This is a genomic window from Stutzerimonas azotifigens (assembly GCF_013522725.1).
Classification (GTDB): domain Bacteria; phylum Pseudomonadota; class Gammaproteobacteria; order Pseudomonadales; family Pseudomonadaceae; genus Stutzerimonas; species Stutzerimonas azotifigens_A.
On record NZ_JAAMRF010000010.1, the window covers coordinates 1 to 26,472 of the forward strand.

24 protein-coding genes are annotated in these 26,472 nt (G+C 61.8%); 10 read left to right on the forward strand and 14 right to left on the reverse strand.

Annotated features, from left to right (window positions below; genetic code table 11):
• Positions 1–292: 292 nt before the first annotated feature.
• The 6 genes from msrQ to G7026_RS17990 all read right to left on the reverse strand — a co-directional run bounded on the left by msrQ (position 293) and on the right by G7026_RS17990 (position 6,241).
• The gene (msrQ, locus tag G7026_RS17965) at positions 293–916 is read right to left on the reverse strand and encodes a protein-methionine-sulfoxide reductase heme-binding subunit MsrQ (protein WP_181072289.1); all 624 of its coding nucleotides are present in this window, start codon (positions 914–916) and stop codon (positions 293–295) included.
• Positions 916–1,920, reverse strand: coding sequence for a protein-methionine-sulfoxide reductase catalytic subunit MsrP (gene msrP / locus G7026_RS17970; protein WP_181072290.1), 1,005 nt, complete (start codon positions 1,918–1,920; stop codon positions 916–918). The genes msrQ and msrP overlap by 1 nt, the downstream gene beginning before the upstream one ends.
• 57 nt (positions 1,921–1,977) lie before the next feature.
• Complete coding sequence (gene pssA, locus G7026_RS17975; RefSeq protein ID WP_181072291.1) at positions 1,978–2,817, reverse strand: CDP-diacylglycerol--serine O-phosphatidyltransferase; 840 nt, start codon at positions 2,815–2,817, stop codon at positions 1,978–1,980.
• Positions 2,818–2,966: 149 nt separating this feature from the next.
• Positions 2,967–3,983: a ketol-acid reductoisomerase gene (gene ilvC / locus G7026_RS17980; protein WP_181072292.1), complete on the reverse strand. Its 1,017-nt coding sequence runs from the start codon at positions 3,981–3,983 to the stop codon at positions 2,967–2,969.
• A 39-nt stretch (positions 3,984–4,022) separates the two neighbouring features.
• The gene (gene ilvN, locus G7026_RS17985) at positions 4,023–4,514 is read right to left on the reverse strand and encodes an acetolactate synthase small subunit (protein ID WP_181072293.1); all 492 of its coding nucleotides are present in this window, start codon (positions 4,512–4,514) and stop codon (positions 4,023–4,025) included.
• A gap of 2 nt (positions 4,515–4,516) precedes the next feature.
• A complete protein-coding gene (locus G7026_RS17990; RefSeq protein WP_181072294.1) occupies positions 4,517–6,241 on the reverse strand; it encodes an acetolactate synthase 3 large subunit in 1,725 nt (574 codons plus the stop codon).
• A 405-nt stretch (positions 6,242–6,646) separates the two neighbouring features.
• Between G7026_RS17990 and G7026_RS17995 the strand changes: the two genes are divergently transcribed.
• The gene (locus G7026_RS17995) at positions 6,647–7,078 is read left to right on the forward strand and encodes a DUF4124 domain-containing protein (protein ID WP_181072295.1); all 432 of its coding nucleotides are present in this window, start codon (positions 6,647–6,649) and stop codon (positions 7,076–7,078) included.
• A gap of 18 nt (positions 7,079–7,096) precedes the next feature.
• Here G7026_RS17995 and G7026_RS18000 read toward each other — a convergent pair whose 3' ends face one another.
• From G7026_RS18000 to mrcB, 3 genes are read right to left on the reverse strand one after another with little or no spacing between them, the layout of a single operon-like run.
• Positions 7,097–7,426, reverse strand: coding sequence for a YqcC family protein (locus G7026_RS18000; RefSeq protein WP_181072296.1), 330 nt, complete (start codon positions 7,424–7,426; stop codon positions 7,097–7,099).
• On the reverse strand, positions 7,426–8,145 hold the full coding sequence (locus tag G7026_RS18005) for a tetratricopeptide repeat protein (protein WP_181072479.1): 720 nt from the start codon (positions 8,143–8,145) through the stop codon (positions 7,426–7,428). Before G7026_RS18005 ends, G7026_RS18000 begins: the two co-directional genes overlap by 1 nt.
• 47 nt (positions 8,146–8,192) lie before the next feature.
• On the reverse strand, positions 8,193–10,499 hold the full coding sequence (mrcB, locus tag G7026_RS18010; RefSeq protein WP_181072297.1) for a penicillin-binding protein 1B: 2,307 nt from the start codon (positions 10,497–10,499) through the stop codon (positions 8,193–8,195).
• A gap of 159 nt (positions 10,500–10,658) precedes the next feature.
• Between mrcB and G7026_RS18015 the strand changes: the two genes are divergently transcribed.
• The 9 genes from G7026_RS18015 to G7026_RS18055 all read left to right on the forward strand — a co-directional run bounded on the left by G7026_RS18015 (position 10,659) and on the right by G7026_RS18055 (position 21,764).
• Complete coding sequence (locus G7026_RS18015) at positions 10,659–12,206, forward strand: bifunctional aminoglycoside phosphotransferase/ATP-binding protein (RefSeq protein ID WP_181072298.1); 1,548 nt, start codon at positions 10,659–10,661, stop codon at positions 12,204–12,206.
• Between the two features lie 272 nt (positions 12,207–12,478).
• On the forward strand, positions 12,479–12,751 hold the full coding sequence (locus G7026_RS18020) for a TfoX/Sxy family protein (RefSeq protein ID WP_181072299.1): 273 nt from the start codon (positions 12,479–12,481) through the stop codon (positions 12,749–12,751).
• 100 nt (positions 12,752–12,851) lie between these two features.
• Entirely contained in the window at positions 12,852–13,649 is a 798-nt protein-coding gene (locus G7026_RS18025; RefSeq protein WP_181072300.1) for a cyclic nucleotide-binding domain-containing protein, read from the forward strand.
• 300 nt (positions 13,650–13,949) lie between these two features.
• The gene (gene acs, locus G7026_RS18030; protein WP_181072301.1) at positions 13,950–15,887 is read left to right on the forward strand and encodes an acetate--CoA ligase; all 1,938 of its coding nucleotides are present in this window, start codon (positions 13,950–13,952) and stop codon (positions 15,885–15,887) included.
• Between the two features lie 121 nt (positions 15,888–16,008).
• Positions 16,009–16,887, forward strand: a complete 879-nt coding sequence (locus G7026_RS18035) for an oxygenase MpaB family protein (protein ID WP_181072302.1) — start codon at positions 16,009–16,011, stop codon at positions 16,885–16,887.
• An 89-nt stretch (positions 16,888–16,976) separates the two neighbouring features.
• Entirely contained in the window at positions 16,977–18,155 is a 1,179-nt protein-coding gene (locus G7026_RS18040; RefSeq protein ID WP_181072303.1) for an acetyl-CoA C-acetyltransferase, read from the forward strand.
• Between the two features lie 109 nt (positions 18,156–18,264).
• Positions 18,265–21,141 carry a DUF748 domain-containing protein gene (locus tag G7026_RS18045; RefSeq protein ID WP_181072304.1) on the forward strand — a complete coding sequence of 959 codons (2,877 nt, stop codon included), beginning with the start codon at positions 18,265–18,267 and terminating at the stop codon, positions 21,139–21,141.
• Between the two features lies 1 nt (position 21,142).
• A complete protein-coding gene (locus G7026_RS18050) occupies positions 21,143–21,442 on the forward strand; it encodes a DUF2845 domain-containing protein (RefSeq protein WP_181072305.1) in 300 nt (99 codons plus the stop codon).
• Between the two features lie 13 nt (positions 21,443–21,455).
• Positions 21,456–21,764, forward strand: coding sequence for a DUF2845 domain-containing protein (locus tag G7026_RS18055; RefSeq protein ID WP_181072306.1), 309 nt, complete (start codon positions 21,456–21,458; stop codon positions 21,762–21,764).
• A gap of 65 nt (positions 21,765–21,829) precedes the next feature.
• Here the strand turns inward: G7026_RS18055 and G7026_RS18060 are convergent, their stop codons facing one another.
• From G7026_RS18060 to rbfA, 5 genes are all read right to left on the reverse strand, one after another.
• Positions 21,830–22,201, reverse strand: a complete 372-nt coding sequence (locus G7026_RS18060; protein WP_181072307.1) for a BON domain-containing protein — start codon at positions 22,199–22,201, stop codon at positions 21,830–21,832.
• Between the two features lie 250 nt (positions 22,202–22,451).
• The gene (gene pnp, locus G7026_RS18065) at positions 22,452–24,557 is read right to left on the reverse strand and encodes a polyribonucleotide nucleotidyltransferase (protein WP_181072308.1); all 2,106 of its coding nucleotides are present in this window, start codon (positions 24,555–24,557) and stop codon (positions 22,452–22,454) included.
• Between the two features lie 169 nt (positions 24,558–24,726).
• On the reverse strand, positions 24,727–24,996 hold the full coding sequence (gene rpsO / locus G7026_RS18070; protein WP_138409425.1) for a 30S ribosomal protein S15: 270 nt from the start codon (positions 24,994–24,996) through the stop codon (positions 24,727–24,729).
• Between the two features lie 118 nt (positions 24,997–25,114).
• Positions 25,115–26,032: a tRNA pseudouridine(55) synthase TruB gene (gene truB / locus G7026_RS18075; protein WP_181072309.1), complete on the reverse strand. Its 918-nt coding sequence runs from the start codon at positions 26,030–26,032 to the stop codon at positions 25,115–25,117.
• A 3-nt stretch (positions 26,033–26,035) separates the two neighbouring features.
• Positions 26,036–26,425 carry a 30S ribosome-binding factor RbfA gene (gene rbfA / locus G7026_RS18080; RefSeq protein WP_181072310.1) on the reverse strand — a complete coding sequence of 130 codons (390 nt, stop codon included), beginning with the start codon at positions 26,423–26,425 and terminating at the stop codon, positions 26,036–26,038.
• Positions 26,426–26,472: the final 47 nt, after the last annotated feature.

The following is a 26,472-nucleotide window of genomic DNA, read 5'->3' on the forward strand; positions in this document are numbered from 1 at the left end:
CTTTTCTACTCAACCGCTTGCCGCGCCCGATCTCAGTAGATCTCGTCAGCGGGAGGCGAATCATACAGCGACCAGAATCGCTGTCAACCACCTATTTGAATCTTTTCGATCAATCCGATCGAGACATAGAAGCAAGCACGCCCACCTCCAACCCAGCCGTCATCCCTTAGGACTCAGGCCAGCATCCCAAACCACCACCTCAATCATAACCCTTTGATTAACATCAGATTTTGATTCAGCTGTGCGCTGGAAGTGGGGCGCATTATAGGGATCCCAAAACACACGTCAACAACTAAATGCCGGGCTTCGCCGAAATCGTTCTTCTTGATCGCCACCTGCCTAACGCGCCGGACAGGGCCGGTATGCGGAGCGCCAACAAGAAGGCGGCGATCGCCGCATAGAGGGCCCACCGGCCCGCATCCGACCGAACCACCCAGAGCATGTGTAGCAATGCCAGCAGCACGATCGGGTATACCAAACGATGCAACTGCTTCCAGCGCTTACCCAACCGCCGCATGCTCCATCGATTGGAAGTCAGTGCAAGAGCAAGAAGCCCCACGAAAGCCAGCGAACCAACAAGTATGTAGGGGCGCTCGACTATCTCTTCCGGCAACCGAGCGATTTCCAGGCCGAGAATGAAGAACAGATAGCCGCCCAGATGCAGCGATGCATAGGCAAAGGTCCAAAGGCCAAGCTGCCGTCTGACCGCCACCCACCCTGACCACCCCGTGAACCGTTGCAGCGGAGTCAGCGCAAGCGTGATAAGAAGCAGGACCAACGCCCCCTGCCCCAGCCGGTCCACCAGCACTTTGCCGGGATCGGGTCCCAGTGCGAATGCCCATGCCTGGTACAACCAATAAAAGGGCACGCTCGCCACTATCAGAAAGACCGGCAGTCGCCACCACCAATAGCGCATCAGTAGTACTTCCTGAGGTCCAGGTCGGCGTACAGACTGGCCACCTGTTCGGCGTAGCCATTGAACATTTGGGTTTCGCGCACGTTAGGGGCGAACAAGCTGCCCGGCAGTCGTCGCTCCCTCGCTTGGGACCAGCGCGGATGCGATACCTGAGGGTTCACGTTGGCAAAGAAGCCGTATTCATCCGGGGCCATGGATTCCCAGGTCGTGGATGGCTGCTCCTCGACGAAGCTGATCCGTACGATGGACTTGATGCTCTTGAATCCATACTTCCACGGCACGACGAGCCGTAACGGTGCGCCGTTCTGATTGGGCAGCACCCGGCCATACATTCCTACAGCCATGAGCGTCAGCGGGTGCATCGCCTCGTCCATGCGCAGACCTTCGACGTAGGGCCAGGCGATCAGCGAGAATCTGGATTTCATGCCCGGCATCTGTTCGGGGCGGACCAGGGTCTCGAAGCGGACATATTTGGCAGCCGAAGTCGGCTCGAGACGCTTGATCACGTCGGAGAGCGGCACACCCAACCAGGGGATGACCATCGACCAGGCTTCCACGCAACGCAGGCGATAGATGCGCTCCTGCAGACCATGGGGCCTGATCAGATCTTCAAGCGAATAGCGCCCGGGCTGCTTGACCGCACCATCGACCGTCACCGACCAGGGCTCGGTTTCGAGCATCGATGCATGCTGCGCTGGATCACCCTTGTCAGGACCGAACTCGTAGAAGTTGTTGTACTGAGTGGCGTCGCCGAACGGGGTGATAGCCTCACCCTTGACGACCTCCGATTCCCACCGCGCATCCTTCAGCTTGTCGTCAAACCAGCCAGGTGCAGCTGCAGGCGTTACCTTCGGATAGCGGTCGGCAGCCCAAGCACTTGGCATGGCCAAGGTAGCCGCAGCGGCAAGACTGCCCTTGAGTAGCCGGCGGCGGCCTAGATAGGCTGCCTCAGGGGTTACCTCGAACTCCCGGCAATCACCGGGTGCAGCTTGTTTGATCAGCATCGCCATGCTCCGCATCGGACCTGGAAAGGCCGATCATGCGCGGAGCCTGCGAAAAAGTCAGCTTTCGACGCGCGTACGGCGACGCCGCAACTGCATCAGGTATTGAACCGGCCCCGAAACGGCATAGGCCAGGAAAATCAGCAGCAGAATGCGCGGCGGATCGCTGAAGACCACGGCAAAGACCAGCACGACCACCAGAATGGCCACGAAAGGCACCCGACCCTTGAGGTCCAGATCCTTGAAGCTGTAGTACTTGATGTTACTGACCATCAGCAAACCGGCGGCGGCAACTACCAGCGCGAACAACATGACTACGACTAAAGGCAGATCCGCACCACCTATCCCAGGCTCATCGAGCGCCCAGATCGCCCAGACCGAGCCCGCCACTACACCGGCAGCCGCCGGGCTAGCCAGGCCGATGAACCAGCGTTTGTCGACTTTGCCGATTTGCGTATTGAAACGCGCCAGACGGAGCGCGGCGCACGCCACATAGATGAAGGCCACGGTCAGGCCGACATTGTTCAGTTCCGACAGCGCCCACTCATAAGCCAGCACCGCAGGCGCCAAGCCGAACGCGACCATGTCCGACAAGGAATCGTACTCGGCGCCAAAGGCGCTTTGGGTATTGGTCAGTCGGGCGACGCGACCATCAAGGCTGTCGAGCACCATTGCGACGAACACGGTCGCGGCAGCCACGTAAAAATTGCCATTGACAGCGTTGATGATCGAAAAGAACCCGGCAAAGAGGTTAGCCGTGGTGAACAGGTTCGGCAGCAGGTAGATGCCGCGATGACGAACCTTGCGACCTTCGGCGTCCTGGATTTCTTCCACATGCTCGTCGATCGGCAGCAGGCTTTCTTCGACTGGCTTGTTTGGCTCTTCGGAATGGTCGCTCATGCGCAATACCTTACACAGCAGGTTCGGGTAATTTCGACAGACCCTGGCCAACGGGGTTCAGCCCCCGCGCCAGCGCTGCGCTTTATACCAGAATCGATAATGAAACAAAAAACGCGGCCGAAGCCGCGTTTATTCAGAGCAGGACCTTATCAGTTCTTGCTCTTGTCGACGATCTTGTTGGCAGCGATCCACGGCATCATCGCCCGCAATTTCTCGCCGACCACTTCGATGCCGTGGGCGGCATTGTTGCGGCGGTAGGCAGTCATCGACGGGTAGTTCGATGCGCCCTCGGTGATGAACATCTTGGCGTACTCACCGTTCTGGATACGCTTGAGCGCATTGCGCATCGCAGCGCGGGACTCGGCGTTGATCACTTCCGGCCCGGTGACGTACTCACCGTACTCGGCGTTGTTGGAGATCGAGTAGTTCATGTTGGCGATACCGCCTTCGAACATCAGATCGACGATCAGCTTCAGCTCGTGCAGGCACTCGAAATAAGCCATTTCCGGCGCGTAGCCCGCTTCCACGAGCGTCTCGAAACCGGCCTTCACCAGCTCGACGCAACCGCCGCAGAGCACTGCCTGCTCACCAAAAAGGTCGGTCTCGGTTTCGTCCTTGAAGGTGGTTTCGATGATGCCGGTACGACCTCCGCCTACACCGCAGGCGTACGAAAGCGCGACATTCTTGGCATTGCCCGACGCGTCCTGGTAGATCGCGACGAGGTCAGGGATACCGCCGCCACGAACGAACTCGGAACGCACGGTATGGCCCGGGGCCTTCGGCGCGATCATGATCACGTCGAGGTCGCCGCGTGGCACGACCTGGTTGTAATGAATGGAGAAGCCATGAGCGAAGGCCAGGGTGGCGCCTTTCTTCAGGTTCGGCTCGACCTCTTCCTTATACAGTCGACCCTGGAACTCGTCGGGCGTAAGGATCATCACCACATCAGCAGCAGCGACGGCAGCAGGCACATCGCTGACCTTCAGGCCATGGGCCTCGGCCTTGGCGATGGAGGACGAACCCGGACGCAGGCCGACAGTGACGTCGACGCCCGAATCCTTCAGGTTGCAAGCGTGTGCATGGCCCTGGGAACCGTAACCAATGACGGCGACCTTCTTGCCCTGAATGATGGAGAGGTCGCAGTCTTTGTCGTAATAAACTTTCATTGAATTACCCCTGTTACTGGCCGGTCAGGCCTTGCTGAATTAGATGCTGAGCACTTTGTCGCCCCGGGAAATTCCGGTGACGCCGCTGCGCACGACTTCGAGAATGGAGGCGGTGCCGACTGCCTGGATGAAGCTGTCCAGCTTGTCGCTGGTACCGGTCAACTGGATGGTATAGACGCTGCTGGTAACATCCACGATCTGGCCGCGAAAGATGTCGGTAGTGCGCTTGACCTCGGCGCGCTGGGCGCCGGTGGCCTTGACCTTGATCAACATCAGCTCGCGCTCGATGTGGGCGCTTTCCGACAGGTCCACCAGCTTGACGACTTCGATCAGCTTGTTGAGGTTCTTGGTGATCTGCTCGATCACCTCATCCTGGCCAATCGTGGTCAGGGTCAGGCGCGACAGCGTCGGATCTTCGGTCGGAGCAACCGTCAGACTCTCGATGTTGTAGTTGCGCTGGGAAAACAGCCCGACCACGCGGGACAGGGCACCAGGTTCGTTTTCCATCAGCAGGGAGATGATATGTCTCATGATCAGGTGCGCTCCGTCTTGCTCAGCCACATGTCGCGCATCGTGCCGTCTTTGATCTGCATCGGGTAGACGTGCTCGCTGGAATCGACCTGGATATCGAGGAACACCAGACGGTTCTTCATCGCGAAGGCTTCCTCCATCTTCGACTTGAGCTCCTTCGGATCGGTAATGCGCATGCCGACATGGCCGTAAGCCTCGACCAGCTTGACGAAGTCCGGCAGCGATTCCATGTACGAGTGCGAATAGCGGCTGTTGTACTGCATGTCCTGCCACTGGCGAACCATGCCCAGCGCACCGTTGTTGAGGTTGACGATTTTCACCGGCAGGTCGTACTGCAGGCAGGTCGACAGCTCCTGGATGTTCATCTGGATGCTGCCCTCGCCGGTGACGCAGGCGACATCTTCATCCGGGAAGCTCAGCTTCACCCCCATGGCGGCCGGAAAACCGAAGCCCATGGTGCCCAGACCGCCGGAGTTGATCCAGCGATTGGGCTTGTTGAAGCGGTAGTACTGGGCGGCAAACATCTGGTGCTGACCAACATCGGAGGTGATGAAGGCATCGCCACCGGTGACCTCGCACAGCGTCTCGATGACGGTCTGCGGCTTGATGATCGAACCGTCGCCCTTGTCATAGGGGAACATGCCGCGGCTGCCGCGCCACTCGTCGATCTGCTTCCACCAGCTGGCGACCGACTCGGCATTCGGCGATTGGGCAATTTCCTTGACGATCGCGACCATTTCGGTGAGCACGCTGTCGACCGGGCCGACGATAGGGATGTCGGCCTTGATGGTCTTGGAGATCGAGGCCGGATCGATGTCGATATGGATGATCTTCGCGTTCGGGCAGAATTTGGTCGCCCCGTTGATCACGCGGTCATCGAATCGTGCGCCGACTGCAAGAATCACATCGGAGTGGTGCATGGCCAGATTGGCGGTGTAGCTGCCGTGCATACCGAGCATGCCGAGGAACTGGCGATCGGTACCCGGATAGCCGCCCAAGCCCATCAGCGTATTGGTAACCGGCAGGTTCAGCATCTGCGCCAGCTCGGTCAGCGGTGCGGAGGCGCCGCCCATGATGACGCCGCCACCGGAGTAAATGATCGGACGCTTGGCGGCCAGAAGCAGCTCGGCAGCCTTGCGGATCTGCCCGGAGTGACCGCGTAGCGCAGGGCTGTAAGAGCGCAGCTTGGCCTTCTTCGGGTAGACGTACTCGAACTTCTCGGCCGGGTTGGTCATATCCTTGGGAATGTCCACCACCACCGGCCCGGGACGCCCGGACTGCGCCAGGTAGAAGGCCTTCTTCATCACCTCTGGAATCTCGGAGGGATGCTTGATCATGAAGCTGTGCTTAACGATGGGGCGGGAAATACCGATCATGTCGGTTTCCTGAAACGCATCGGTGCCGACCATGTTGCTCGCCACCTGACCGGAGATCACCACCATCGGGATCGAATCCATGTAGGCGGTGGCAATGCCGGTGATCGCGTTGGTCGCGCCTGGCCCTGAGGTCACCAGCACCACACCGGCTTTGCCGGTCGCACGCGCATAACCATCGGCCATATGGGTAGCGGCCTGCTCATGGCGCACCAGGATGTGAGTGACTTCCTGCTCCTTGAACAGCGCATCGTAGATGTGCAGGAGGGCACCGCCCGGGTACCCGTAGATGTACTTAACGCCTTCGTCACGCAGGAAGCGGACGACCATTTCAGCGCCGGATAAGAGTTCCACGTTGTTCACCTCTGAAACGCCAGATAACCGCTCCGCGTCGGAACGGCCTGAAATAGGTTTACTGCCAAGCAGAGCATGAGCGACGGGTGGTCGCCGACTACGTCAGCTACTGACTGAGCGAGTATTGGGAAGCCTCCAGAACTGTTGCGGAGCTTCCCACCCAGCGCGAGGTAACGCGTTGCGGGTGTTGCAGGTCGGCGCGGGTGAGCGCCTCATGGTCTGCCGAACAGGCCGCTTGCGGCGATCTGTTCAGAACAGCGAGCCCTGAATTGTTCGGATTAGAGGCCTTCAAGTCAAGTCTGGCGTGGCTTTTCAGCCGCTGCAGCTGTGACGGGCAGCAGGATGTGGGCAAAGGGCTTTGGGTATAGTAGCCACTTGATTGCCGATCCACAGAAGGGAACCAGCATGCGATTCATGATTCTCACGGGCGGCCTGGTGCTCGCCTTGAGTAGCGGTGTCATGGCCGGACAGGTGTACAAATGGGTCGATGCCCAGGGCATCACCCACTTCAGCGCACAACCTCCCGAAGGTGGTTCGGCCGAAGTGGTCAGCACTCACGTGGCGCCACGGCGTCCTATCGAACCCCCTGCCCCGGCACCCTCCCAGACCTTTGCACCGGATCAGGCCACCATTGACCGCCAGGTTCGCCAGCAGGTCGCAGCCGAGGACGCCGAGCGCGCCCGCTATTGCGAAAGCATGCGCACCAATCTCGCCCAGCTGAGGAACAACCCGCGCGTGCGCATAGAAGATGGCGGCGAAATGCGGCGTCTGACCGAAGAAGAACGCCAGGCCCATATCGGCGAAACCGAAAAGAAAATCGGCGCAGACTGCAAATAAGCAGACTGCAGTAGGCAGTCAGCCCGACTGCATGATCAGCCGATCGAAATCCGCTAGCGCCTCGATCAGAGCAGCCACTTCTAGTGGCTGCTGCCGATAGACCTCCTCAGCCATTTCCCTGATCCCTGAAACCCTTGGCAGGGGCTGACCTTGCTCGAGGATGACCTTCATGCGCGGCAGGAAGATCCACTGCAACCACTCCTCGAGCCTCAGCGTATCGACGCAGAACGGTTCCTGACTGGCCAGCGCTTCGGTCGTCGGCGGCGCAGGCGACCACATACCCAGCAGGCGCAGCTCGCGTTCGATCAACAACAACTGGTCGGCAATCGGGCCGATCCGAGCATCCATCAGAGACTGACCCGTGCACGTTCGCGTGCCTGCGCTGCGCCAGCGGCATCGCCCTGCCGCTCGCGGGCCTGGGCGATCAACTCCCACAGACTCGCTTGCAGCGTCGCGCGCCCACCGGCGTAGCTCAATGCCCGACGCGAAAGCTGCTCGGCCTGCGGAGCATCGCCCTGCGCCAGTCGCACCTGGGCCAGGCGATAGAGCACCTGCGGTTCGCGCGGCGCGATCCGCTGGGCGCGCTCCAGACTCGAGGCGGCGCCATTGAGATCGCCACCGCCCTGCTGTTGCTGGGCGGTCGTCAGCAATGCCAACACCGGGCCGTCGAGCTGCTCGTCGGCAGCCAGCCCCCCTGACGCGGGAGGAATGCCACTGGGCGTAACGGGCGGCGGCGCGCTTATTGGCGCGGACGGCGGCGTCCACTGCTCAACCGGCGCCTGAGCCGGCGCGGGCGACGGCGTGCTGATCGAACCGTTGAACGGTGCATCGGGAGCCGCATAGGTCTGCAGCGGTGCTGAATTACCGCCAGGGACCATCACCATCACGCCTGAATCCTCAGCCACCGCTCCCGGCTGCGAAGCGCCCGGCGTCGGTGAGACGGCCACAACGGGCCGACGCGCCGAACTCTGCTCGGAAACCGGGGCGCCGGAGTCGACCACCGGAATCGAACCACGATCAACCGTGGCGCAGCCTTGGGCCAATGCGGCGAAGATCGCCACCACCATCCACTGCTTATTCACCATCCAACCTCTCTTCAAAACCCATATGCCCATCACGGCAACCAGCCCCGAACCCAATCCATCACGGACTCGGCGGGTGCCTGAATGCCGCATCCTGGCCCCGGGGCCGGCTCACTGCCGCGAATATAGGGCATCTGTACCGCGTTGGGGCAGTCGGCGTCGGTCCCCTGCCCCGTCTGTGCGTCGACCCAGGCGAAGTTCACGTTGTCCGGTTCGGGCATGTTCAACGGCATCGGATCGGCGCGACGCATGAAATCGGCCCAGACCTGCAACGCACCGGTCGCGCCGGTAAACGGCGTCTTTCCATTATCGTCGCGGCCCAGCCAGACCACCGCCAGCAGATCCTGACTGAAGCCTGCGAACCAGCTGTCACGCGAGTCATTGGTGGTACCGGTCTTGCCCGCCAGCGTCAGCGAACTCGGCAGCTGGTTGTAGACCGAGCGCCCGGTACCCTCACGCATGGTGCGCTGCATAGCGTACTGCGTGAGGTAGATGGCGCCGGCGTCGAAGCGCTGCTGGATCTGGAAGGGGTAGCGGCGCAGCGGCTCGCCGTCGGCGGTGAGCACGCTGCGAATGCCACGCAACGGCGTATTGAAGCCACCATTGGCGATGGTCTGATACATATCCGCGACTTCGATCGGGGACAGCGCGCCAGCACCGAGCAGCATCGACGGATAGGCTGGCCAGCTTCGCTCCACACCCAGGCGACCGAGCGTCTTGAGCACGTTCGGCACACCGAGGTCGAGCCCAAGGCGCGCCGATGACAGGTTGTAGGAGTTGGCCAACGCCTGGTAGAGGTAAACCGTTCCGTGGGCCTTGCGGTCGTAGTTCTGCGGCCGCCAGACCTGGCCGTCGGCCCCCTTGACAGAGAACGGCTCGTCCTCGATCAGGCTCGTCAGACTGTACTGACTAGGGCGCTCCAGTGCGGTCAGAAAGATTGCTGGCTTGATCAGCGAGCCGATCGGTCGAACCGCATCCAGAGCCCGATTGAAACCGGCGAACCCGGGCTGGCGACTACCGAGCATGGCCTGAATTTCTCCGGTCTCCGGGTTGGTGACCATCATCGCGCCTTCCATTTCGTCAGCCTTGAGCCGCTTGAGCGTCTCGCTCATCGCCCCCTCGGCCTTGAGCTGAAGGATCGGATCGAAGCTGGTGAAGACCCGCAGCCCTTCCTCGGTCAGGTCCTCGTCACGATAGTCCTCGCGTAACTGACGCTTGACCAAATCGAGAAACGCCGGATACGACGAGTCGGCTAGGCTGCCGCGACGGGTCACTCCGAGCGGCCGTTTCTTCGCTTCAGCGGCCTGCTCAGGGGTTACCACGCCCTGCTCGGCCAGCACATCGAGAACCAAGTTGCGTCGGGCGAGTGCACGCTCGGGGTTGCGTCGCGGGTTGTAGTAGGTCGGCCCCTTGACCATCCCCACCAGCAACGCCACCTGGTGCAGCTTGAGCTCGGCAAGCGGTTGGCTGAAGAAATACTGGCTGGCCAGGCCGAAACCGTGGACCGCACGCCGGCCGTCCTGCCCGAGGAATACCTCGTTGAGGTAGGCCTCGAGTATCTCGCGTTTGCCGTAGTGCAGCTCCAGCAGCACCGCCATCATCGCTTCGTTGGCCTTGCGCGTCAGGCTGCGCTCGTTGGTCAGGTAGAAGTTCTTCACCAACTGCTGCGTCAGTGTGCTGCCGCCCTGACGCACCGAACCTGCGGTTGCGTTGACCCAAACAGCTCGAGCGATCGACTTGGGCGATACGCCGAAGTGATCGAAGAACTCGCGATCCTCGACGGCAACGAGCGTCTCGACCAGATACGGCGGCACCTGGTCGAGCTTGATCAGGATGCGATCTTCGTTATGCGCCGGATACAGCCCGCCGATCAACAGGGGCTCTAGGCGCGCAACGGCCAAATCACCGCCATCAGGTCGATTGAGTCCGGCGACATAATCCCCGGAAAAACGCACGCGGATCCGCTGCGCAGGCTCGGCGCCTTCATAGAATTGGAACCCACGCGAATGCAGTTCGACATTGTTGCCCGAAACCGAGGCCGCACCGGGCGAGGTCGCGGCGTTCTCGCGGCGATAGCCCAGAGCATCGAGCTCGGCAAGGAAATCGTTCTTGGCAAGCTTCTGACCCACGAACAATTCCAGTGGGCGGGCGTAGACCTTGGCCGGAATGGTCCAGCGTTTGCCGGAGAATTTCTCCTGCACCACGGCGTCCAGATAAATGGCGAAGCCGGCCAGCACCACGAGGCCGACCAGGGACAGTTTCAGCGCCCAGCCCAACCAGGGACGAAGCCCGCCAGAGCGGCGTTTGGAGCGAGATGAAGCGGATCGGCGTTTAGTCATGGCGGCGCATTATACGCACTTTGCCCAGACGGGCAGACGCCCTCTCAGCGGTTTGCAGAGTACCGCTCAATGACCATAATGCAGCCCTCCGAGACTGTGTGAACTGCTTCGCGACGTGCTCACACGCCCTGTCCAACAGCCTCCCTGCAAGGAATGACCGTGAGCCAAGCTCTGATTGCCGCCCTACAGAATCCGGCCCTCTATCCCCATCCGGTGGAAGGGTTCCGCATTATCGAGACGCACATTTCCTGGGTCATTCTGACCGGCACCTATGCCTACAAGATGAAAAAGCCCGTGAATTTCGGCTTTCTCGACTTCACCGATCTGGCAGCACGCAAGCATTTCTGCGAGCAAGAGCTGCGCCTGAATCAGCGCATGGCGCCGGAGCTGTACCTCAAAGTGGTCGCCGTGACCGGCACCCCCGAGGCTCCGCAGCTGGACGGCGAAGGCCCAGCGATCGAATACCTCTTGCAGATGCACGAATTCCCCCAGTCGCAGCTGCTGACCGAGGTACAAAGTCGTGGTGAACTGACCGACGCACATATCGACGCGCTCGCCGAGCAGATCGCCCAGTTCCACCAGACCACGCCGCAGGTCGCCGCCGGACATGCGCTCAATAGCGCCGACGCGATCGTGGCGCCGATTAGGCAGAATTTCGAACAGATTCGCCCGCTCTTGACTGACGACGCAGACCGTTTGCAGCTCGATGCGCTGGAGGCCTGGAGCGAGAGCAACATCCGGCGCCTCTGGCCGGTACTCGAAGCGCGCAGTCGCGACGGCTTCATTCGCGAGTGCCATGGGGACCTGCACCTGGGCAACGCGGCGCTGACCCACGGCAAGGTGGTGTTGTTCGACTGCATCGAGTTCAACGAAGAGTTTCGCTTCAACGATATCGCGCTGGACACCGCCTTTCTCGCCATGGACCTCGAAGACCGTGGGCTCAAGAGCCAGGCTCGGCGATTCGTCAACGCCTGGCTCGAGCGCACCGGCGATTACCAGGCGCTCGAACTGCTCCATCTGTACAAGGCTTATCGCGCCATCGTACGCGCCAAGATCAACCTGTTCCGCCTAAGCCAGGAGCAGGATGGCGTACAGAAAGCCGCCATCCTGCGACGCTACCGCAGCTACGCGAATCTGGCGGAAAGCTACAGCGCCATCCCCTCACGCTTTCTGGCCATCACTCATGGCGTTTCGGCCGTAGGCAAGAGCCATGTCGCGCTGCGCCTGACTGAAGCGCTTGGTGCGCTGCGCCTGCGTTCGGATGTCGAGCGCAAGCGACTCTACGGAGCCCAGGAAGACAATCCCGACGGCATCTACAGCGCCGAAGCGAGCGAGGTGACCTACCAGTGCCTGCACCAATTGGCCGCCATCGCGCTGCGCTCGGGGTTCCCGGTGGTCATCGATGCCACTTACCTGAAAAGGCAGCAGCGCGACGCGGCCTGGCAGGTCGCCGAGTCGACCGGCACGCCCTTCCTCATTCTCGATTGCCAGGCGCCGGACAAAGTCGTGCAGCAGTGGCTCGCGCAGCGCCAGGCCGAGGGCACCGACCCGTCCGACGCGACCTTGCAAGTGATCCAGGCGCAACAAGCGAGCCGCGAACCACTGGGCGACGACGAGCTTGCCCGCAGCCGCCGCATCGACACTCACGAGGCCGCCAGCCTGGACAACCTGGTGCGCAGCATTCGCCAACACCTGCCAGGCCTGTAAATCGGCACGATGCCGTCGGCGAGACCGCCGACGGGCTCCGGCGCAGCACAACGCTGGAACACTTCTATACTGGCAAGGCTGCCTTCTTCCGGACTCGCCTATGCCACCAGGATCCGCAAGCCCCCGTGCCGCGGGGTCTACAGCATGCCCTTTGCTATCAAACGCCCTCTCGCGTACGCCCTTGATGGCCGCTGCAGATCGCGAACGGACGCCTCGCCGCTGCCCTCATCGACTCTCAGCCCGCTCCCATGGCCCCGCACGGAGGCTTTCCTATGCACGACGAGCTGCTTACCCTCAAGAACCTCGGCAAGACGTCATCCCAATGGTTGCACGCCTCGGGTATCCACACCGCCGAAGACTTGCGCCGCCTCGGCGCGGTCCAGGCCTACCTGGAGGTTAAATCGCGCGGATTCGGAGCCTCCCGCGTACTGCTCTATGCCATTGAGGGTGCATTGCAGGACATGCCGTGGAAAGAACTGACGGAAGACACCAAGGCGGCCCTCAACAAAGGCCTCAATGGTCATGCACGCCGCAATAAGAGCTAGCTCACAACCTCCGGACGCCGAGATTTACTCGTTGCCGGCCCGGGCCTATTGTGCGCGGGAGCTTCGTCCACCGTTCGGCTGTGTGCAAAGGATTACCGTTATGTATTTACTCGGAGAGCAACCGGCCTACGCCGATCGACTGATCAGCAGACTGCAAGGCATTCCCGGCCAGTTGCTCGAGGGCCTGGAGCCGTCAGGGCCGACACTCCAGCTGCAACGCTCGACGGATCTTGGCGCCGAACTGCCCGCCCAGCAGCTCTTTCTCATCGAAAGCGGTCTGCTGCACGCCGCCGTGGATGAACGCCCACTGTTCTATCTGCAGGAAGGCGACCTGATCGGCCTACGCCAAGGCATGGACCTGCCGGCCTGTCGCTACATCAACGACGAACCGCTCAGCCTGATCCCCTACTCGCGTACCGCGGTGTTCGAACACATCTACGCCAGCCAACAGCGCCAAGAACTGCTCATCCAATACCTGGTCGGCCACACCGCACTGCTCTCCGATGCGGTGGCACGCATCAAACAGCCGGAGATTCGCCCGGCGACCGGTTTCCAGCATTTCGCCGCGGGTGAGGAGCTGATTCACCAGGGCGACGACGCCGACCACGTTTTCATCATCATCGAAGGGCATGCCGAAGCGATGGTCAACGGGCAGAAGGTCGGCGATGTGCAGAAGGATGAAATCTTCGGCGCCATGGCCGTCTTCACTCGCGAGAAGCGCAGCGCCACCGTCATCGCCAGCGAGCCATGCACCGTGATGGTGATTCCGAAGGATCAGTTCCTGGGCCTGATGCAAAGCAATCCGCGCATCGCCCACAGCCTTATCGAAAGCATGGCCCGCCGTATCGACCTGTTGAACAAGGAGATCACCCAACAGCGTCTCGCGGCCGCGGTCTGAGCCACCCCAAAAATAGCGGACATTCGCCTGTTGACAGTGAAATGAGAATTGTTATTATTATCACAACTGGTCGCGAGATCAGCCGGTAAGCTGGGAGCCCAGGCAGTCGGTCTTTCAGGTTATCTCCTCATCAGGCTAATCACGGTTTTGACCCGGCATCTTTGCCGGGTCTTTTTTTGTCTGTGTCCCTGCCGATCGTGAACCCTATGCGACCAACGGATTAGCCGCCCCGCTTGAACCACGGTTCGGCAAAGCGCACCCTTCGGCTGTTGCGGACAGATAAAAACAAGGGAAACCGCCATGTTCGAAGCCAAGACCCACCCGGTCTCCGACGCCGTGCGTCAACGTGCTCACCTGGACAACGACGCCTACCAGCGCCTCTATCGGCAGTCGATAGAAGAGCCCGAACAGTTCTGGAGCGAGCAGGCCCGCGCGTTCCTCGACTGGTCCAAGCCATGGGGCACCCTCCACCAGAGCGACATGCATAGTGGTCAGGCCGCCTGGTTCCAAGGTGGCCAGCTGAACGTCGCCTACAACTGCATCGATCGCCACTTGCCAGAGCGCGCCGAGCAGACGGCGATACTCTGGGAGGGCGACGACCCTTCCGAATCCGCGCAGATCACCTACCGAAAACTGCACCACCACGTCTGCCGACTGGCCAACGTGATGAAGAGCCGTGGCGTGCGCAAGGGCGACCGCGTCTGCATCTACATGCCGATGATTCCCGAAACGGCCTATGCCATGCTCGCCTGCGCCCGCATCGGCGCGGTGCACACCGTGGTATTCGGTGGCTTTTCGCCCGACGCGCTGCGCGACCGAATCAATGACGCCAACTGCAGCATGGTGATCACCGCTGACGAAGGGATACGTGGCGGCAAATACATTCCACTCAAGGAAAACGTCGACAAAGCGCTGGAGCGATGCCCGCAAGTGAGCAGCGTAATCGTCGTGCAGCGCACCGAAGGACCGATCGCCTGGGTAGAGGGTCGAGACCTCTGGTATCACGAGGCCCTGCACGGCATCGACCCGCGCTGCGATCCAGAACCGATGGACGCCGAGGACCCGCTGTTCATCCTCTACACCTCCGGCTCCACCGGCAAACCCAAGGGCGTGCTGCATACCACGGCCGGCTACCTACTGCAGGCGAGCATGACGCACCGCTACGTCTTCGATTACCACGACGGCGATATTCACTGGTGCACCGCTGATGTGGGCTGGATTACCGGCCACAGTTACGTCGTCTACGGACCGCTGGCCAATGGCGCCACGACCCTGATGTTCGAAGGCATACCCACCTATCCGGACGCCTCCCGTTTCTGGCGGATCGTCGACAAGCACCAGGTGAACATCTTCTACACCGCACCCACCGCCATCCGCGCGCTGATGCGCGAAGGCGACGAGCCGGTCAAGCGCACCTCGCGCAGTAGCCTGCGATTGCTCGCCACTGCGGGCGAGCCGATCAATCCCGAGGCCTGGGAATGGTTCTACCAAGTGATCGGAGAAGGTCGTTGCCCCATCATGGATACCTGGTGGCAGACCGAAACTGGCGCGATCATGATCACGCCGCTACCTGGCGCGACCGACCTGAAACCAGGCTCGGCAACCCGCCCCTTCTTCGGCATCCAGCCGGTCCTGCTCGATGAAAGCGGCGGCATCATAGAGGGGCCGGGCAGCGGCGTGCTGGCGATTAGCGCAAGCTGGCCGAGTCAGACCAGAACCCTTTACGGCGACCACGAGCGCCACATCGAAACCTACTTCAAGCCCTACCCCGGCTATTATTTCAGCGGCGACGGGGCCCGGCGCGACGAAGACGGCTACTACTGGATCACCGGCCGTGTGGACGATGTGATCAACGTGTCCGGACACCGCATCGGCACTGCCGAGGTCGAAAGCGCGATGGTGCTTCACGACGCCGTTGCCGAAGCCGCCGTCGTCGGTTGCCCACATGATGTCAAAGGCCAGTGCGTCTATGCCTTCGTCACACCCATGCGCGGCAGCGAGCCGAGCGAGGCGCTCAAGGCCGAACTGCTGGCGCTGGTGAGTAAAGAGATCGGCAGCTTCGCAAAACCCGACAGGTTGCAGTGGGCCCCGGCGTTGCCCAAAACCCGTTCCGGCAAGATCATGAGGCGCATCCTGCGCAAGATCGCTTGCAACGAGCTCGACACCCTCGGTGATACCAGCACGCTGGCCGATCCCTCGGTGGTCGAGGAACTCATCGCCCAGCGATTGAACCGCTAGCCTAGCGCAGGCGTGGCGGTCGTCGGCGCCACGCCTGATCTCACGTAATGCGTCGCCCTGGTCTTGTTGCGATTGTGGTTTTGCTGCAGCCTGCCGGTTCTTTTCTTGCTATTGGCTCATCATGGACCTGCTGCGTCGCCACCTCGAATCCCAGGCGTTGAACCTGACCGGACTGGCCATAGGCGGTATCGACTACGAGAATCCGCGCGGGGACCCCGGGCTGTTCGGCCCCGACTCGGCATGCTGGAAGGTCCACGGCGACTTCACCTCGATGCTCATCGGCGGCATCTCGGCGCTGCTCCTGCAGGCTCTGCATCCCCTGGCGCTGGCCGGGGTTTGGGATCACTCCAACTTCCGTCAGGACATGCTCGGCAGGCTGCGCCGCACCGGCCAGTTCATCGCTGCGACCACCTACGGCAGCCACGCCGACGCCGAGCGCTTGATACAGCGCGTGCGCACCATCCATGCCCAAATCAGGGGTACCGCACCGGATGGTCGCCCTTACGCCGCGGACGATCCGCAGCTGCTGACCTGGGTTCATGTCGCTGAGGTCAGCAGCTTTCTCAAATCCCACCTGCGCTATCGCAACCCCGCCCTCCCGGCGGCAGAGCAGGATCGTTACTACGCGGAAATTGCCCTGGTGGCCGAACGCCTAGGTGCTCGCGATGTGCCCCGCTCCCGGCAGGAGGTGGCGAACTATCTCGAGGCGATGCGCCCGCAACTGCTCTGCGACGAACGCTCACGAGAGGTGGTGCGACTGCTGTTCGCCGAGCCCGCACCCAATGCCCTGACCAAGCCCTTCGGCAAGCTGATGATGCAGGCCGGTGTCGACCTGTTGCCCGAGTGGGCCAGCGACATGCTGGATCTGACGCCGGGTCCGGCACGCAGTGCCCTGATCCGTGCGGGTGTCCGGCGCACTGCGCCGTTGCTGCGTTGGGCGGTTCGCAACGGATCGGCACATCGCGCCCGCCGTCGCATGGGCTTGCCGCCACTGACGTGACTCATCGGTTCGGTCAGTGGGCCAGCCCTGGCCGTTGTGCCAAGATGGTGCCCCTCGCGGTTATCCGCAGCCAACATGAGGTTTCGTTCATGCAAGAGGTCGTCATCGTTGCCGCTACGCGCACTGCCATCGGCAGCTTCCAGGGAGCACTGGCCAACCTGCCCGCCGTAGAACTGGGCGCGGCGGTCATCCGCCGTCTGCTGGAGCAGACCGGGCTCGATCCGGCACAGGTCGATGAAGTCATCCTCGGCCATGTGCTGACGGCAGGCGCGGGCCAAAACCCGGCGCGCCAGGCTTCGATCAAGGCAGGCCTGCCCTATGCGGTTCCGGCCATGACCCTGAACAAGGTGTGCGGCTCGGGCCTCAAGGCTCTACATCTAGGCACCCAGGCCATCCGCTGTGGCGATGCCGAGGTCATTATCGCCGGCGGCATGGAGAACATGAGCCTGGCGCCCTATGTGATGCCCGGCGCACGCACCGGCCTGCGCATGGGCCATGCGCAGATGATCGACAGCATGATCGAAGACGGCCTATGGGATGCCTTCAACGACTACCACATGGGCCTCACCGCCGAGAATCTGGTGGACAAGTACGGTATTACCCGCGAGCAGCAGGACGCCTTTGCCGCCGCCTCCCAGCAGAAAGCCATCTCCGCGATCGAGGCCGGGCACTTCCAGTCGCAGATCACACCGATCAGCATTCCCCAACGTAAAGGCGACCCGCTGATCTTCGATACCGACGAGCAACCGCGTGCGGGCACCACCGCCGAGGCCCTGGCCAAGCTCAAGCCCGCCTTCAAGAAAGATGGCAGTGTCACCGCCGGCAACGCCTCGAGCCTCAACGACGGCGCCGCCGCGGTGTTGCTGATGAGCGCAGACAAGGCTCGCTCGCTCGGACTGCCGGTGCTGGCCCGCATTGCCGCTTACGCCAACGCTGGTGTAGACCCGGCCATCATGGGCATCGGGCCGGTCTCGGCGACTCGCCGCTGCCTTGAGAAAGCGGGCTGGACACTGGACCAGCTGGACCTGATCGAAGCCAACGAAGCCTTCGCCGCCCAGGCGCTGTCAGTGGGCCAGGAGCTTGGCTGGGACAGCGAGCGCGTCAATGTGAACGGCGGCGCCATCGCGCTGGGTCACCCGATCGGCGCATCCGGCTGCCGGGTACTGGTCACCCTACTGCATGAGCTGATTCGCCGTGACGGCCGCCGCGGGCTCGCCACCCTGTGCATCGGCGGCGGCCAGGGTGTGGCTCTGGCTATCGAACGCTAGGGCGCAACGCAGGTCACAGGCGGAGTTCCGTCACACCTCCGGCTGCGGTGCAATTCCGCCCGCAGCGGGCGTGGCATACTCAGGGCATCCGCCTGGCTGACAGCACCCCATGAGAAGAACATCCGTAAAACGAACGGCCATCATCGCCCTGCTCTCAGTGGCTCTTTACAGCCTGCTGGGATTTCTCGTACTGCCAGGCATCGCGCTGCACCTGATCAATGGTCAGCTCGAGCGCTACGTCAGCGCTCCGGCGAAACTGCAACGCATCGAATTCAACCCCTTCAGCCTCGAGCTGAGCCTGTTCGACCTGCGCATCGGCGAACCCGAGGACGAGCAGCTGGGCCTGGACCGGCTCTACCTCAATCTGCAGTGGAGCAGTCTCTGGCAGCGTCGGCTGCATCTGGCCGATGTCGAGCTGGAACGTCCCCGCAGCGAGGTCCGCTTCGCCAAGGACGGTACGTTCAATCTCGCCCAGCTGTTCGACATCCCCGAAAGCAACGCCCCAGCGGACGATGACGCGCAAACCTTTCCATTGCGTATCGATCGGCTGCAGCTGATCCGTGGTTATCTACACATTCAGGACCTGCAGCCGCAACAACCGGTTGATCTGGTCTACGACACCCTGAACCTTGAGCTGCACAACCTGGTGACACGCGACGATGGCCGTGCGGACATCAGCCTGGTGGCCCGCAATCCGGCGGGCGGCCAGTTGCGATGGCAGGGGCAGCTCGCCCTGGACCCGTTTATATCTAACGGCAGCTTGAGCCTCAGCGACCTGGAGCTGCGTACCTTCTGGCCGTACGTGCAGCAGTCGGTGCCATTGGCGCTCAAGGAGGGTCGGCTGAATGCCAGCAGCGATTATGCCTTGGACCTCAGCGACGGCTTTTCCCTGCGCCTGGACAACGCGCGGCTGGACTCCACCGCGCTCGCCATCGACAGCCCCGCGGGCGAGCCGCTGCTTCGCCTGAAGTCCCTGTCGGTCGGAGATACCTCGATGAGCCTGGCCGACCAACGGTTAACCGTCGGCCAGCTGCGCCTGCACGGCCTGGAAACCTGGGCCATACGCGAGGCCGACGGAGTGCTCGACTGGCAAAAGCGCTTCGCCGGGAATGGCGATGCGACCGCTTCCGGCAAGCAGGAGCCTGGCCAGACGGCACGCCCCTGGCAGGTTCTGCTGCGCGACGCCGGGCTCGAAGGCGCAACCGTTCACCTGACCGACCGCGTACCCGACGACGAGGTGACCCTCGACCTGACGCCACTCGACATTCACCTGCGCGACTTCGACAGTGCCGGCACTACGCCCTTCAGCCTGAGCGTCAATGCCGGCGTCGGTCGCCAGGGCACGTTAGGTGCCGAAGGTAGCATGCAGCTCGAACCCCTGAGCGGCCAATTGGCCGTCGCCCTGGACAGCCTGGACATGCGAATCGCCCAGGCCTACCTCAGCCCTTTCGTTCGCCTGGAGCTGCGCAGCGGGCGGCTCGACGGCGAACTGGAGATCGCTCTGCAGGGCGCCGAGCCGCTGACCCTCAGCGTCACCGGCCGCGCGGGGATTAGCCAACTGCATGCGCTCGACACCTTGAACAACCGCGACTTCCTCAAATGGCAGCGCCTGGACGTCGAGGGGCTCGACTATCGGCATGGCGCTCAACTCGGCATCGAACGGGTGGTGCTCGACGAGCCTTACGCCCGCTTCATCATCAATCAGAACCTGACCACCAATATCAACGACCTGCTGATCGAGCAGCCCGAAGCTCCTAAACGCGGGAGCGAATCCGCGCCGAGCGAGCCGCTGGCGATTCGTATCGGCCAAGTCGATATCACCCAAGGCTCGGCGAATTTCGCCGATTTCAGCCTGCGGCCGCCGTTCGCAACCGCGGTGCAGGAACTCAACGGTCGCATCGGAACGCTCGACAGCCGCGCCGACCGCCCGGCCAGCGTTGAGGTCAACGGCAAGGTTGACCGCTATGCGCCAGTCACCATCAGCGGCAGCCTGACGCCTTTCGACCCGCTGCAGAACCTCGATATCGCGACACGCTTTCGTCAGGTCGAACTGACCACACTGACCCCCTACTCCAGCAAGTTCGCCGGTTACCGCATCCGCCGCGGGCGGCTCGATCTAGATTTGCACTACCGCATTCAGCAAGGTCAATTGCGCGCCGAGAACAAGGTGGTGCTCGAACAGCTTCAGCTCGGCGAACGCGTCGACAGCCCCGACGCCGTGGACCTACCCGTACGCCTGGCCGTGGCCCTGCTCAAGGACAGCCGCGGAACCATCTCACTGGAGCTACCGGTCCAAGGCGACCTTAACGACCCGCAGTTCGATGTCATGCCGATCGTCTGGCAGACGCTGCGCAACCTCGTCGTGCGAGCCGCCAAGGCGCCATTTCGCTTTCTCGGCGGGCTGGTCGGTAGCGACCAGGACGACCTCAGCCATATTGCCTTCGCCGCCGGTGACAGCAGCCTCGATGCCCAGGCCCGCCAGGCACTCGATACCCTCGCCGCAGCGCTCAAGGAGCGCCCAGCCCTACACCTGGAGGTCGAAGGCATGAGCGCACGGCAAAACGATGGTCCGTTGCTGGCCGAGCAGTGGCTCGAGCGAGAATACCGGAGCACTCTGTACAACATGCGCCAGCGCCGGAGCGACCAGGTGCCGCGCGATCCTTCGCAATTGGAAGTCGCCGACGGTGATAAGCCAGCGCTGCTGGAAGCCATCTACCGCAGCAGGCTTCAGCAGCAGCCGCCAGAGCCATGGCGGCAATTGGACGAGGACGAGCGCGCCAGGCAACTGCGGCAGGCGATCCTCGACAGCTGGAGCGACAATGCTGGCTTGCTAAGGCGCCTGGCGCAGGCCAGAGCCGCGGCCATCAAGGAGCATCTGGTGGATCGCGGCGGCCTGGACGCCAGCCGCGTGTACTTGCTCGACACCGGCCTGACCGAGCCCGACAATGGTCAGGTAATCAGCCTGCTGCACTTGGGAAGCGACTAGCATGACCCTAACCCGATTTCTTTTATGCCTGACCGCGATATTGGTCTGCTCCGGCGCCGCCCAGGCGGACACCATGCGCTGTGGCAACCAACTGGTCAGTACCGGAGACCGCGCGTTCGAGGTCGAGCGCAAATGCGGGCCCCCGGCTCACAGCGACCTGGTCGGCTACGCGCTTGGCCGCAACGATCGACAGGAGTTCAGGCTCGAGGAGTGGGTATACGGCCCGAGCAACGGCTCAATCAGCATTCTGACATTCGAAGGCAGCCGCCTGGTGCGCATCGAAACGCGCCGCAGCAACTGAGCGGAGGCTCGCCATGACCGTGATCACGCGGCTGTTTCTGCTGTCGCTGACCTTTTGGGCACCCGTAGCACTGGCCTCATCGACCTACCGGTGTGGCAGTCAACTGGTGAGCACCGATGCCACCATAAGCGAGGTTCTGAATAAATGCGGGCCGCCGGCCAGCAACAGCCTGATCGGTTTCAAAGAGGTCGTGGACGACTACGGCTTTCGCAACGAGGTGCAGGTCGAGGAATGGATCTATGGCCCGAACCACGGGATGCTCCATTACCTGCGTTTCGAGGGGAATCGACTGCGGCACATCGATAGTCGGCGAGGCCAATAAAAAAACCCCACGCATTGGCGTGGGGTTCGTCTGCCATGCAAGGGGAACATGGCCCAACAAAACCCTTAGTCGGCGGTTTTCAGGCCGTCGGCGGAAACGTTACGCACGCCTTCGACGTCCTTGGCCTTGGAAATGGCCATTTCTTTTTCGGCCTCGGTAGCCACGGTGCCGGTCAGCGACACGATGCCATCCTTGGTTTCGACTTCGATGTCCATTCCAGGAGTGGAGCCCTCAGCCAGCAGAACGGACTTCACTTTGGTGGTGATCCAGGTGTCAGAAACGGCATCACCTGCATTTTTTGCTTCGTTTGCGGCAAGCATCAGGGTGTCCGACTGGCCCAGCGCAGGGGTGCTATCGGCCAGGGCAGCGCCAGCGAACGGAACACTCAGGGCAGCGGTGACAACGGCGGCAGCGACGGAAGTCTGGATCTTTTTCATGGAGTTACTCCTCTTCTCATGGTTTCCGCAGCATTACTCCGGCTGCGGATTCATGAGTAATGTCGCAAGCCGCGTGCCAAGCGGCGCCCATATAAATAACTATATAAAACAAGGAGTTATAAATAACTATCGAGCAATCGCAATTGCACATTGCATGTTGGCCGCCTAGGGCACGTGCAACTTGCAATAGCGCCGAGACACCGAATCAAATAAAAAGGGCCCCGAAGGGCCCTTTTTTAAACGCCGCGAATCAGACGCCAGAAGCTTCGGCGGCCGCCACGTCCTTGATCGACAGCTTGATACGGCCGCGGTTGTCCACGTCCAGTACCAGCACCTTCACTTCCTGACCTTCCTTGAGCACGTCGGTGACCTTCTCGACACGCTGATCGCTCAGCATCGAGATGTGCACCAGACCGTCCTTGCCCGGCAGGATGTTGACGAAGGCACCGAAATCGACGATGCGCTCGACGCGCCCCACGTAGATCTTGCCGATCTCGGCTTCGGCGGTGATGCTCAATACGCGCTGTTTGGCAGCTTCAGCAGCGTCCTTGGTCTCGCCGAAGATCTTGATCGAGCCATCATCTTCGATGTCGATCGAGGCCTTGGTCTCTTCGCAGATGCTGCGAATGGTGGCGCCGCCCTTGCCGATCACGTCGCGAATCTTGTCCTGATCGATCTTCATCGCAATCATGGTCGGTGCGTTGGCCGACAGCTCGCTGCGCGACTGCGCGATGACTTGGTTCATCTGGCCGAGAATGTTCAGGCGCGCTTCCAGGGCCTGGCCCAGGGCGATTTCCATGATTTCTTCGGTGATGCCCTGGATCTTGATGTCCATCTGCAGCGCGGTCACGCCCTTGGCGGTACCAGCGACCTTGAAGTCCATGTCGCCCAGGTGGTCTTCGTCACCGAGGATGTCGGTCAGCACGGCAAATTTCTCGCCCTCCTTGACCAGGCCCATGGCGATACCGGCCACCGGCGCTTTCATCGGCACACCAGCGTCCATCAGTGCCAGCGAGGCGCCGCAGACCGAAGCCATGGAGCTGGAGCCGTTGGACTCGGTAATTTCCGAAACCACACGGATGGTGTACGGAAACTCGTCGGCGCTCGGCAGCATGGCCGCGACACCACGACGAGCCAGACGGCCGTGACCGATTTCACGGCGACCAGTGGCACCCATGCGACCACATTCGCCCACCGAGTACGGCGGGAAATTGTAGTGCAGCATGAAGGGGTCTTTTTTCTCGCCTTCCAGGGTATCGAGCAACTGAGCATCGCGGGCGGTACCCAGGGTAGCCACGACCAGAGCCTGGGTTTCACCACGGGTGAACAGCGCCGAACCGTGAGTCTTGCCCAGAACACCGACTTCGATGTTCAGCCCGCGAACGGTGCGGGTGTCACGGCCGTCGATACGCGGCTTGCCATTGACGATGTTTTCACGAACGGTGCGGTATTCGATTTCACCGAAGGCGTCTTTGACTTCACCGGCCGAAGGCTGGCCTTCTTCGCCGGAGAACTTGGCGACGACCTGGTCACGCAGTTCGCCCAGGCGCGCATAGCGATCCTGCTTGATGATGATGGTGTAGGCCTGGGAGATGGCTTCGCCGAACTCGCTGCGGATGGCATCCAGCAGCGTGGTGTTGGCAGCAGGGGCTTGCCAGTCCCAGCGCGGCTTGCCGGCTTCAGCAGCCAGCTCTGTAACGGCCTGAATAACGGTCTGGAATTCGTCATGGGCGAACAGCACGGCACCGAGCATCTGGTCTTCGGTCAGCTCCTTGGCCTCGGACTCGACCATGAGGACAGCGTCCTTGGTGCCAGCCACGACCATGTCCAGGCTGGAAGCCTTGAGCTGCTCGTAGGTCGGGTTCAGCAGATAGCCGGTTTCCGGGTGGAAAGCCACGCGGGCGGCGCCAATCGGGCCGTCGAACGGAATGCCGGAAATGGCCAAAGCAGCCGAGGTACCGATCATCGCAGCGATGTCCGGATCGGTCTTCTTGCTGGTGGAAACCACGGTGCAGATGACCTGCACTTCGTTCTGGAAACCTTCCGGGAACAGCGGACGGATCGGACGATCGATCAGACGCGAGGTCAGGGTTTCCTTTTCCGAAGGACGCGCTTCGCGCTTGAAGAAGCCGCCCGGGATCTTGCCGGCCGCGTAAGTCTTCTCCTGATAATGCACCGACAGCGGAAAAAAGCCCTTGCTCGGATCGGCGCTCTTGGCACCAACCACGGTGACCAGCACGGTGACGTCGTTGTCGACGGTGACGAGCACGGCGCCGGAGGCCTGGCGGGCGATACGGCCCGTCTCGAGGGTTACGGTCGATTGACCGAACTGAAACTTCTTGATTACCGGGTTCACGGTGTTTTCCTTCTCTGTGTTGCCTTGGGGGAAATCGTGGGAAGCAGCGGGAGTCGGACCCGAGCTGTTTCATCCAGAAAGCTAAAAGCTGGAAGCCCGAAGCTGTAAGCGGGAAAATCCCTGGCTTTCAACTTCAAGCTCCCAGCTTCTTGCTTGCAGCGAACGTCGCTTAGCGACGCAGGCCCAGGCGGCCGATCAGGCTGCTGTAACGAGTGGTGTCCTTACCCTTCAGGTAATCCAGCAGCTTGCGGCGCTGGTTAACCATACGGATCAGACCACGACGGGAGTGGTGATCTTTGCCGTTGGCCTTGAAGTGGTCCTGCAGCTTGTTGATGTTAGCGGTGAGCAGGGCTACCTGCACTTCCGGAGAACCGGTATCGCCTTCACCCTGCTTGTACTCGTTTACGATCTGGGCTTTTTCTTCAACGCTCAGTGCCATGTTAGGGCTCCTTGAGTGAACAGGCCGGGAATCGCTTCCCGTGTTTTAAAAAGAGGTATGACCGTGCCTGCTGACAGCCACCCTCTGAACACGCCGCGCGAAGCGCCGCGTGCAACGGTCATTCCGACCGAATCAATCGACGTGGCGCAATCCGCCCGTCGTCGCTCACCTCACCGATACCGATAAAGCGACCGTTATGGTCCTGTACCCGGACCATGCCGTACTTCGGCGCCTCCGGTGCCCGCACTGGCTGGCCTTGCAGCCAGTAGAACGCGCTGTGCTCGGAGAATTGTAGCAGCGGCCAATGTTCCAGCCCGCTGTCCACCGGCTTTAAAAACGCATCGAGCGCCGGCGCACCGCCTTCGGCGTGCGCCTGCTCCAACGCTTCGAGACTGATCGTCTGCGAAAGGTCGAAGGGCCCTGCCTGCGTCCGCCGCAACTCGGCAACATGTGCGCCGCAACCGAGAAGCTCGCCAATATCCTCGACCAGCGTACGGATGTAGGTGCCCTTACTGCAGGCGACCGCCAGACGCGCCGTTTCGCCGTCGAGCTCGAGCAGTTCCAGGCGCGCAATGGTAACAGAACGCGCCTCGCGCTCCACTACCTCTCCTGCCCTGGCGAGCTTGTAGAGCGGCTGGCCATCGCGCTTGATCGCCGAATACATCGGCGGTATCTGCTGGATGTCGCCACGGAAACGTGGCAGCACGGACTCCAGCTGAGCGTAGTCGACCTCTACCGGCCGGCGCAGGAGCACCTCGCCCTCGGCGTCGGCGGTGCTGGTGGTTACACCCAGCTGCATGCGCGTCTCGTAGCCCTTGTCGGCATCGAGCAAATACTGCGAAAACTTGGTCGCCTCTCCGAAACAGAGCGGCAGCACGCCGGTTGCCAGGGGATCGAGGCTGCCGGTATGGCCGGCCTTCTCGGCGTTGAGCAACCAGCGCACCTTCTGCAGCGCAGCGTTGGACGTCAGCCCTTTGGGTTTGTCGAGCAGCATGATGCCGTTGACGGCACGCCTGACACGTTTGACCTGCGCCACGGGTTACTCCTTCGCGTCGTCTTCGTGCTTGCGGTCTTCGGCGACCGCCCGCTCGATCAGCGCGGCCAGCTCAACACCGCGGCGAACACTGGCGTCGTAATGGAAGCGAAGCTGCGGAATGGTCCGGACCTTCATCGACTTGCCTAGCTGCATGCGTAGAAAGCCGCTGGCCTCGTTGAGGATCTTTACGCTTTCCTTGACCGCCTCGGCATCGTCATCCTTGCCCATGACGGTGATGAAAATCTGGGCGTGGGAAAGATCGCGACTGACGTCCACCGCCGTGACGGTGATCAGCCCAAGACGCGGATCCTTGATCTCGCGCTGAATCAGAGATGCCAGCTCGCGCTGCATCTGATCGCCGATACGCTGGGTACGGCTGAATTCTTTGGCCATAAAACATGCCTCGAGCTGCGTCTGCAGCTTAAAAAACCATCTCGCTG

Bases quoted from the DNA above. Each gene is read 5' to 3' on its own strand.
- rpsO (WP_138409425.1), bottom strand. From the start codon at position 24,996: ATGGCACTGAGCGTTGAAGAAAAAGCCCAGATCGTAAACGAGTACAAG.
- ilvN (WP_181072293.1), bottom strand. From the start codon at position 4,514: ATGAGACATATCATCTCCCTGCTGATGGAAAACGAACCTGGTGCCCTG.
- G7026_RS18020 (WP_181072299.1), top strand. From the start codon at position 12,479: ATGCACGACGAGCTGCTTACCCTCAAGAACCTCGGCAAGACGTCATCC.
- acs (WP_181072301.1), top strand. From the start codon at position 13,950: ATGTTCGAAGCCAAGACCCACCCGGTCTCCGACGCCGTGCGTCAACGT.
- G7026_RS18000 (WP_181072296.1), bottom strand. From the start codon at position 7,426: ATGGATGCTCGGATCGGCCCGATTGCCGACCAGTTGTTGTTGATCGAA.
- G7026_RS18055 (WP_181072306.1), top strand. From the start codon at position 21,456: ATGACCGTGATCACGCGGCTGTTTCTGCTGTCGCTGACCTTTTGGGCA.
- G7026_RS17995 (WP_181072295.1), top strand. From the start codon at position 6,647: ATGCGATTCATGATTCTCACGGGCGGCCTGGTGCTCGCCTTGAGTAGC.
- ilvC (WP_181072292.1), bottom strand. From the start codon at position 3,983: ATGAAAGTTTATTACGACAAAGACTGCGACCTCTCCATCATTCAGGGC.
- msrQ (WP_181072289.1), bottom strand. From the start codon at position 916: ATGCGCTATTGGTGGTGGCGACTGCCGGTCTTTCTGATAGTGGCGAGC.
- G7026_RS18045 (WP_181072304.1), top strand. From the start codon at position 18,265: ATGAGAAGAACATCCGTAAAACGAACGGCCATCATCGCCCTGCTCTCA.
- G7026_RS18005 (WP_181072479.1), bottom strand. From the start codon at position 8,145: ATGGTGGTGGCGATCTTCGCCGCATTGGCCCAAGGCTGCGCCACGGTT.
- G7026_RS18025 (WP_181072300.1), top strand. From the start codon at position 12,852: ATGTATTTACTCGGAGAGCAACCGGCCTACGCCGATCGACTGATCAGC.
- mrcB (WP_181072297.1), bottom strand. From the start codon at position 10,499: ATGACTAAACGCCGATCCGCTTCATCTCGCTCCAAACGCCGCTCTGGC.
- G7026_RS18040 (WP_181072303.1), top strand. From the start codon at position 16,977: ATGCAAGAGGTCGTCATCGTTGCCGCTACGCGCACTGCCATCGGCAGC.
- G7026_RS18060 (WP_181072307.1), bottom strand. From the start codon at position 22,201: ATGAAAAAGATCCAGACTTCCGTCGCTGCCGCCGTTGTCACCGCTGCC.
- pssA (WP_181072291.1), bottom strand. From the start codon at position 2,817: ATGAGCGACCATTCCGAAGAGCCAAACAAGCCAGTCGAAGAAAGCCTG.
- G7026_RS18035 (WP_181072302.1), top strand. From the start codon at position 16,009: ATGGACCTGCTGCGTCGCCACCTCGAATCCCAGGCGTTGAACCTGACC.
- G7026_RS18050 (WP_181072305.1), top strand. From the start codon at position 21,143: ATGACCCTAACCCGATTTCTTTTATGCCTGACCGCGATATTGGTCTGC.
- rbfA (WP_181072310.1), bottom strand. From the start codon at position 26,425: ATGGCCAAAGAATTCAGCCGTACCCAGCGTATCGGCGATCAGATGCAG.
- msrP (WP_181072290.1), bottom strand. From the start codon at position 1,920: ATGCTGATCAAACAAGCTGCACCCGGTGATTGCCGGGAGTTCGAGGTA.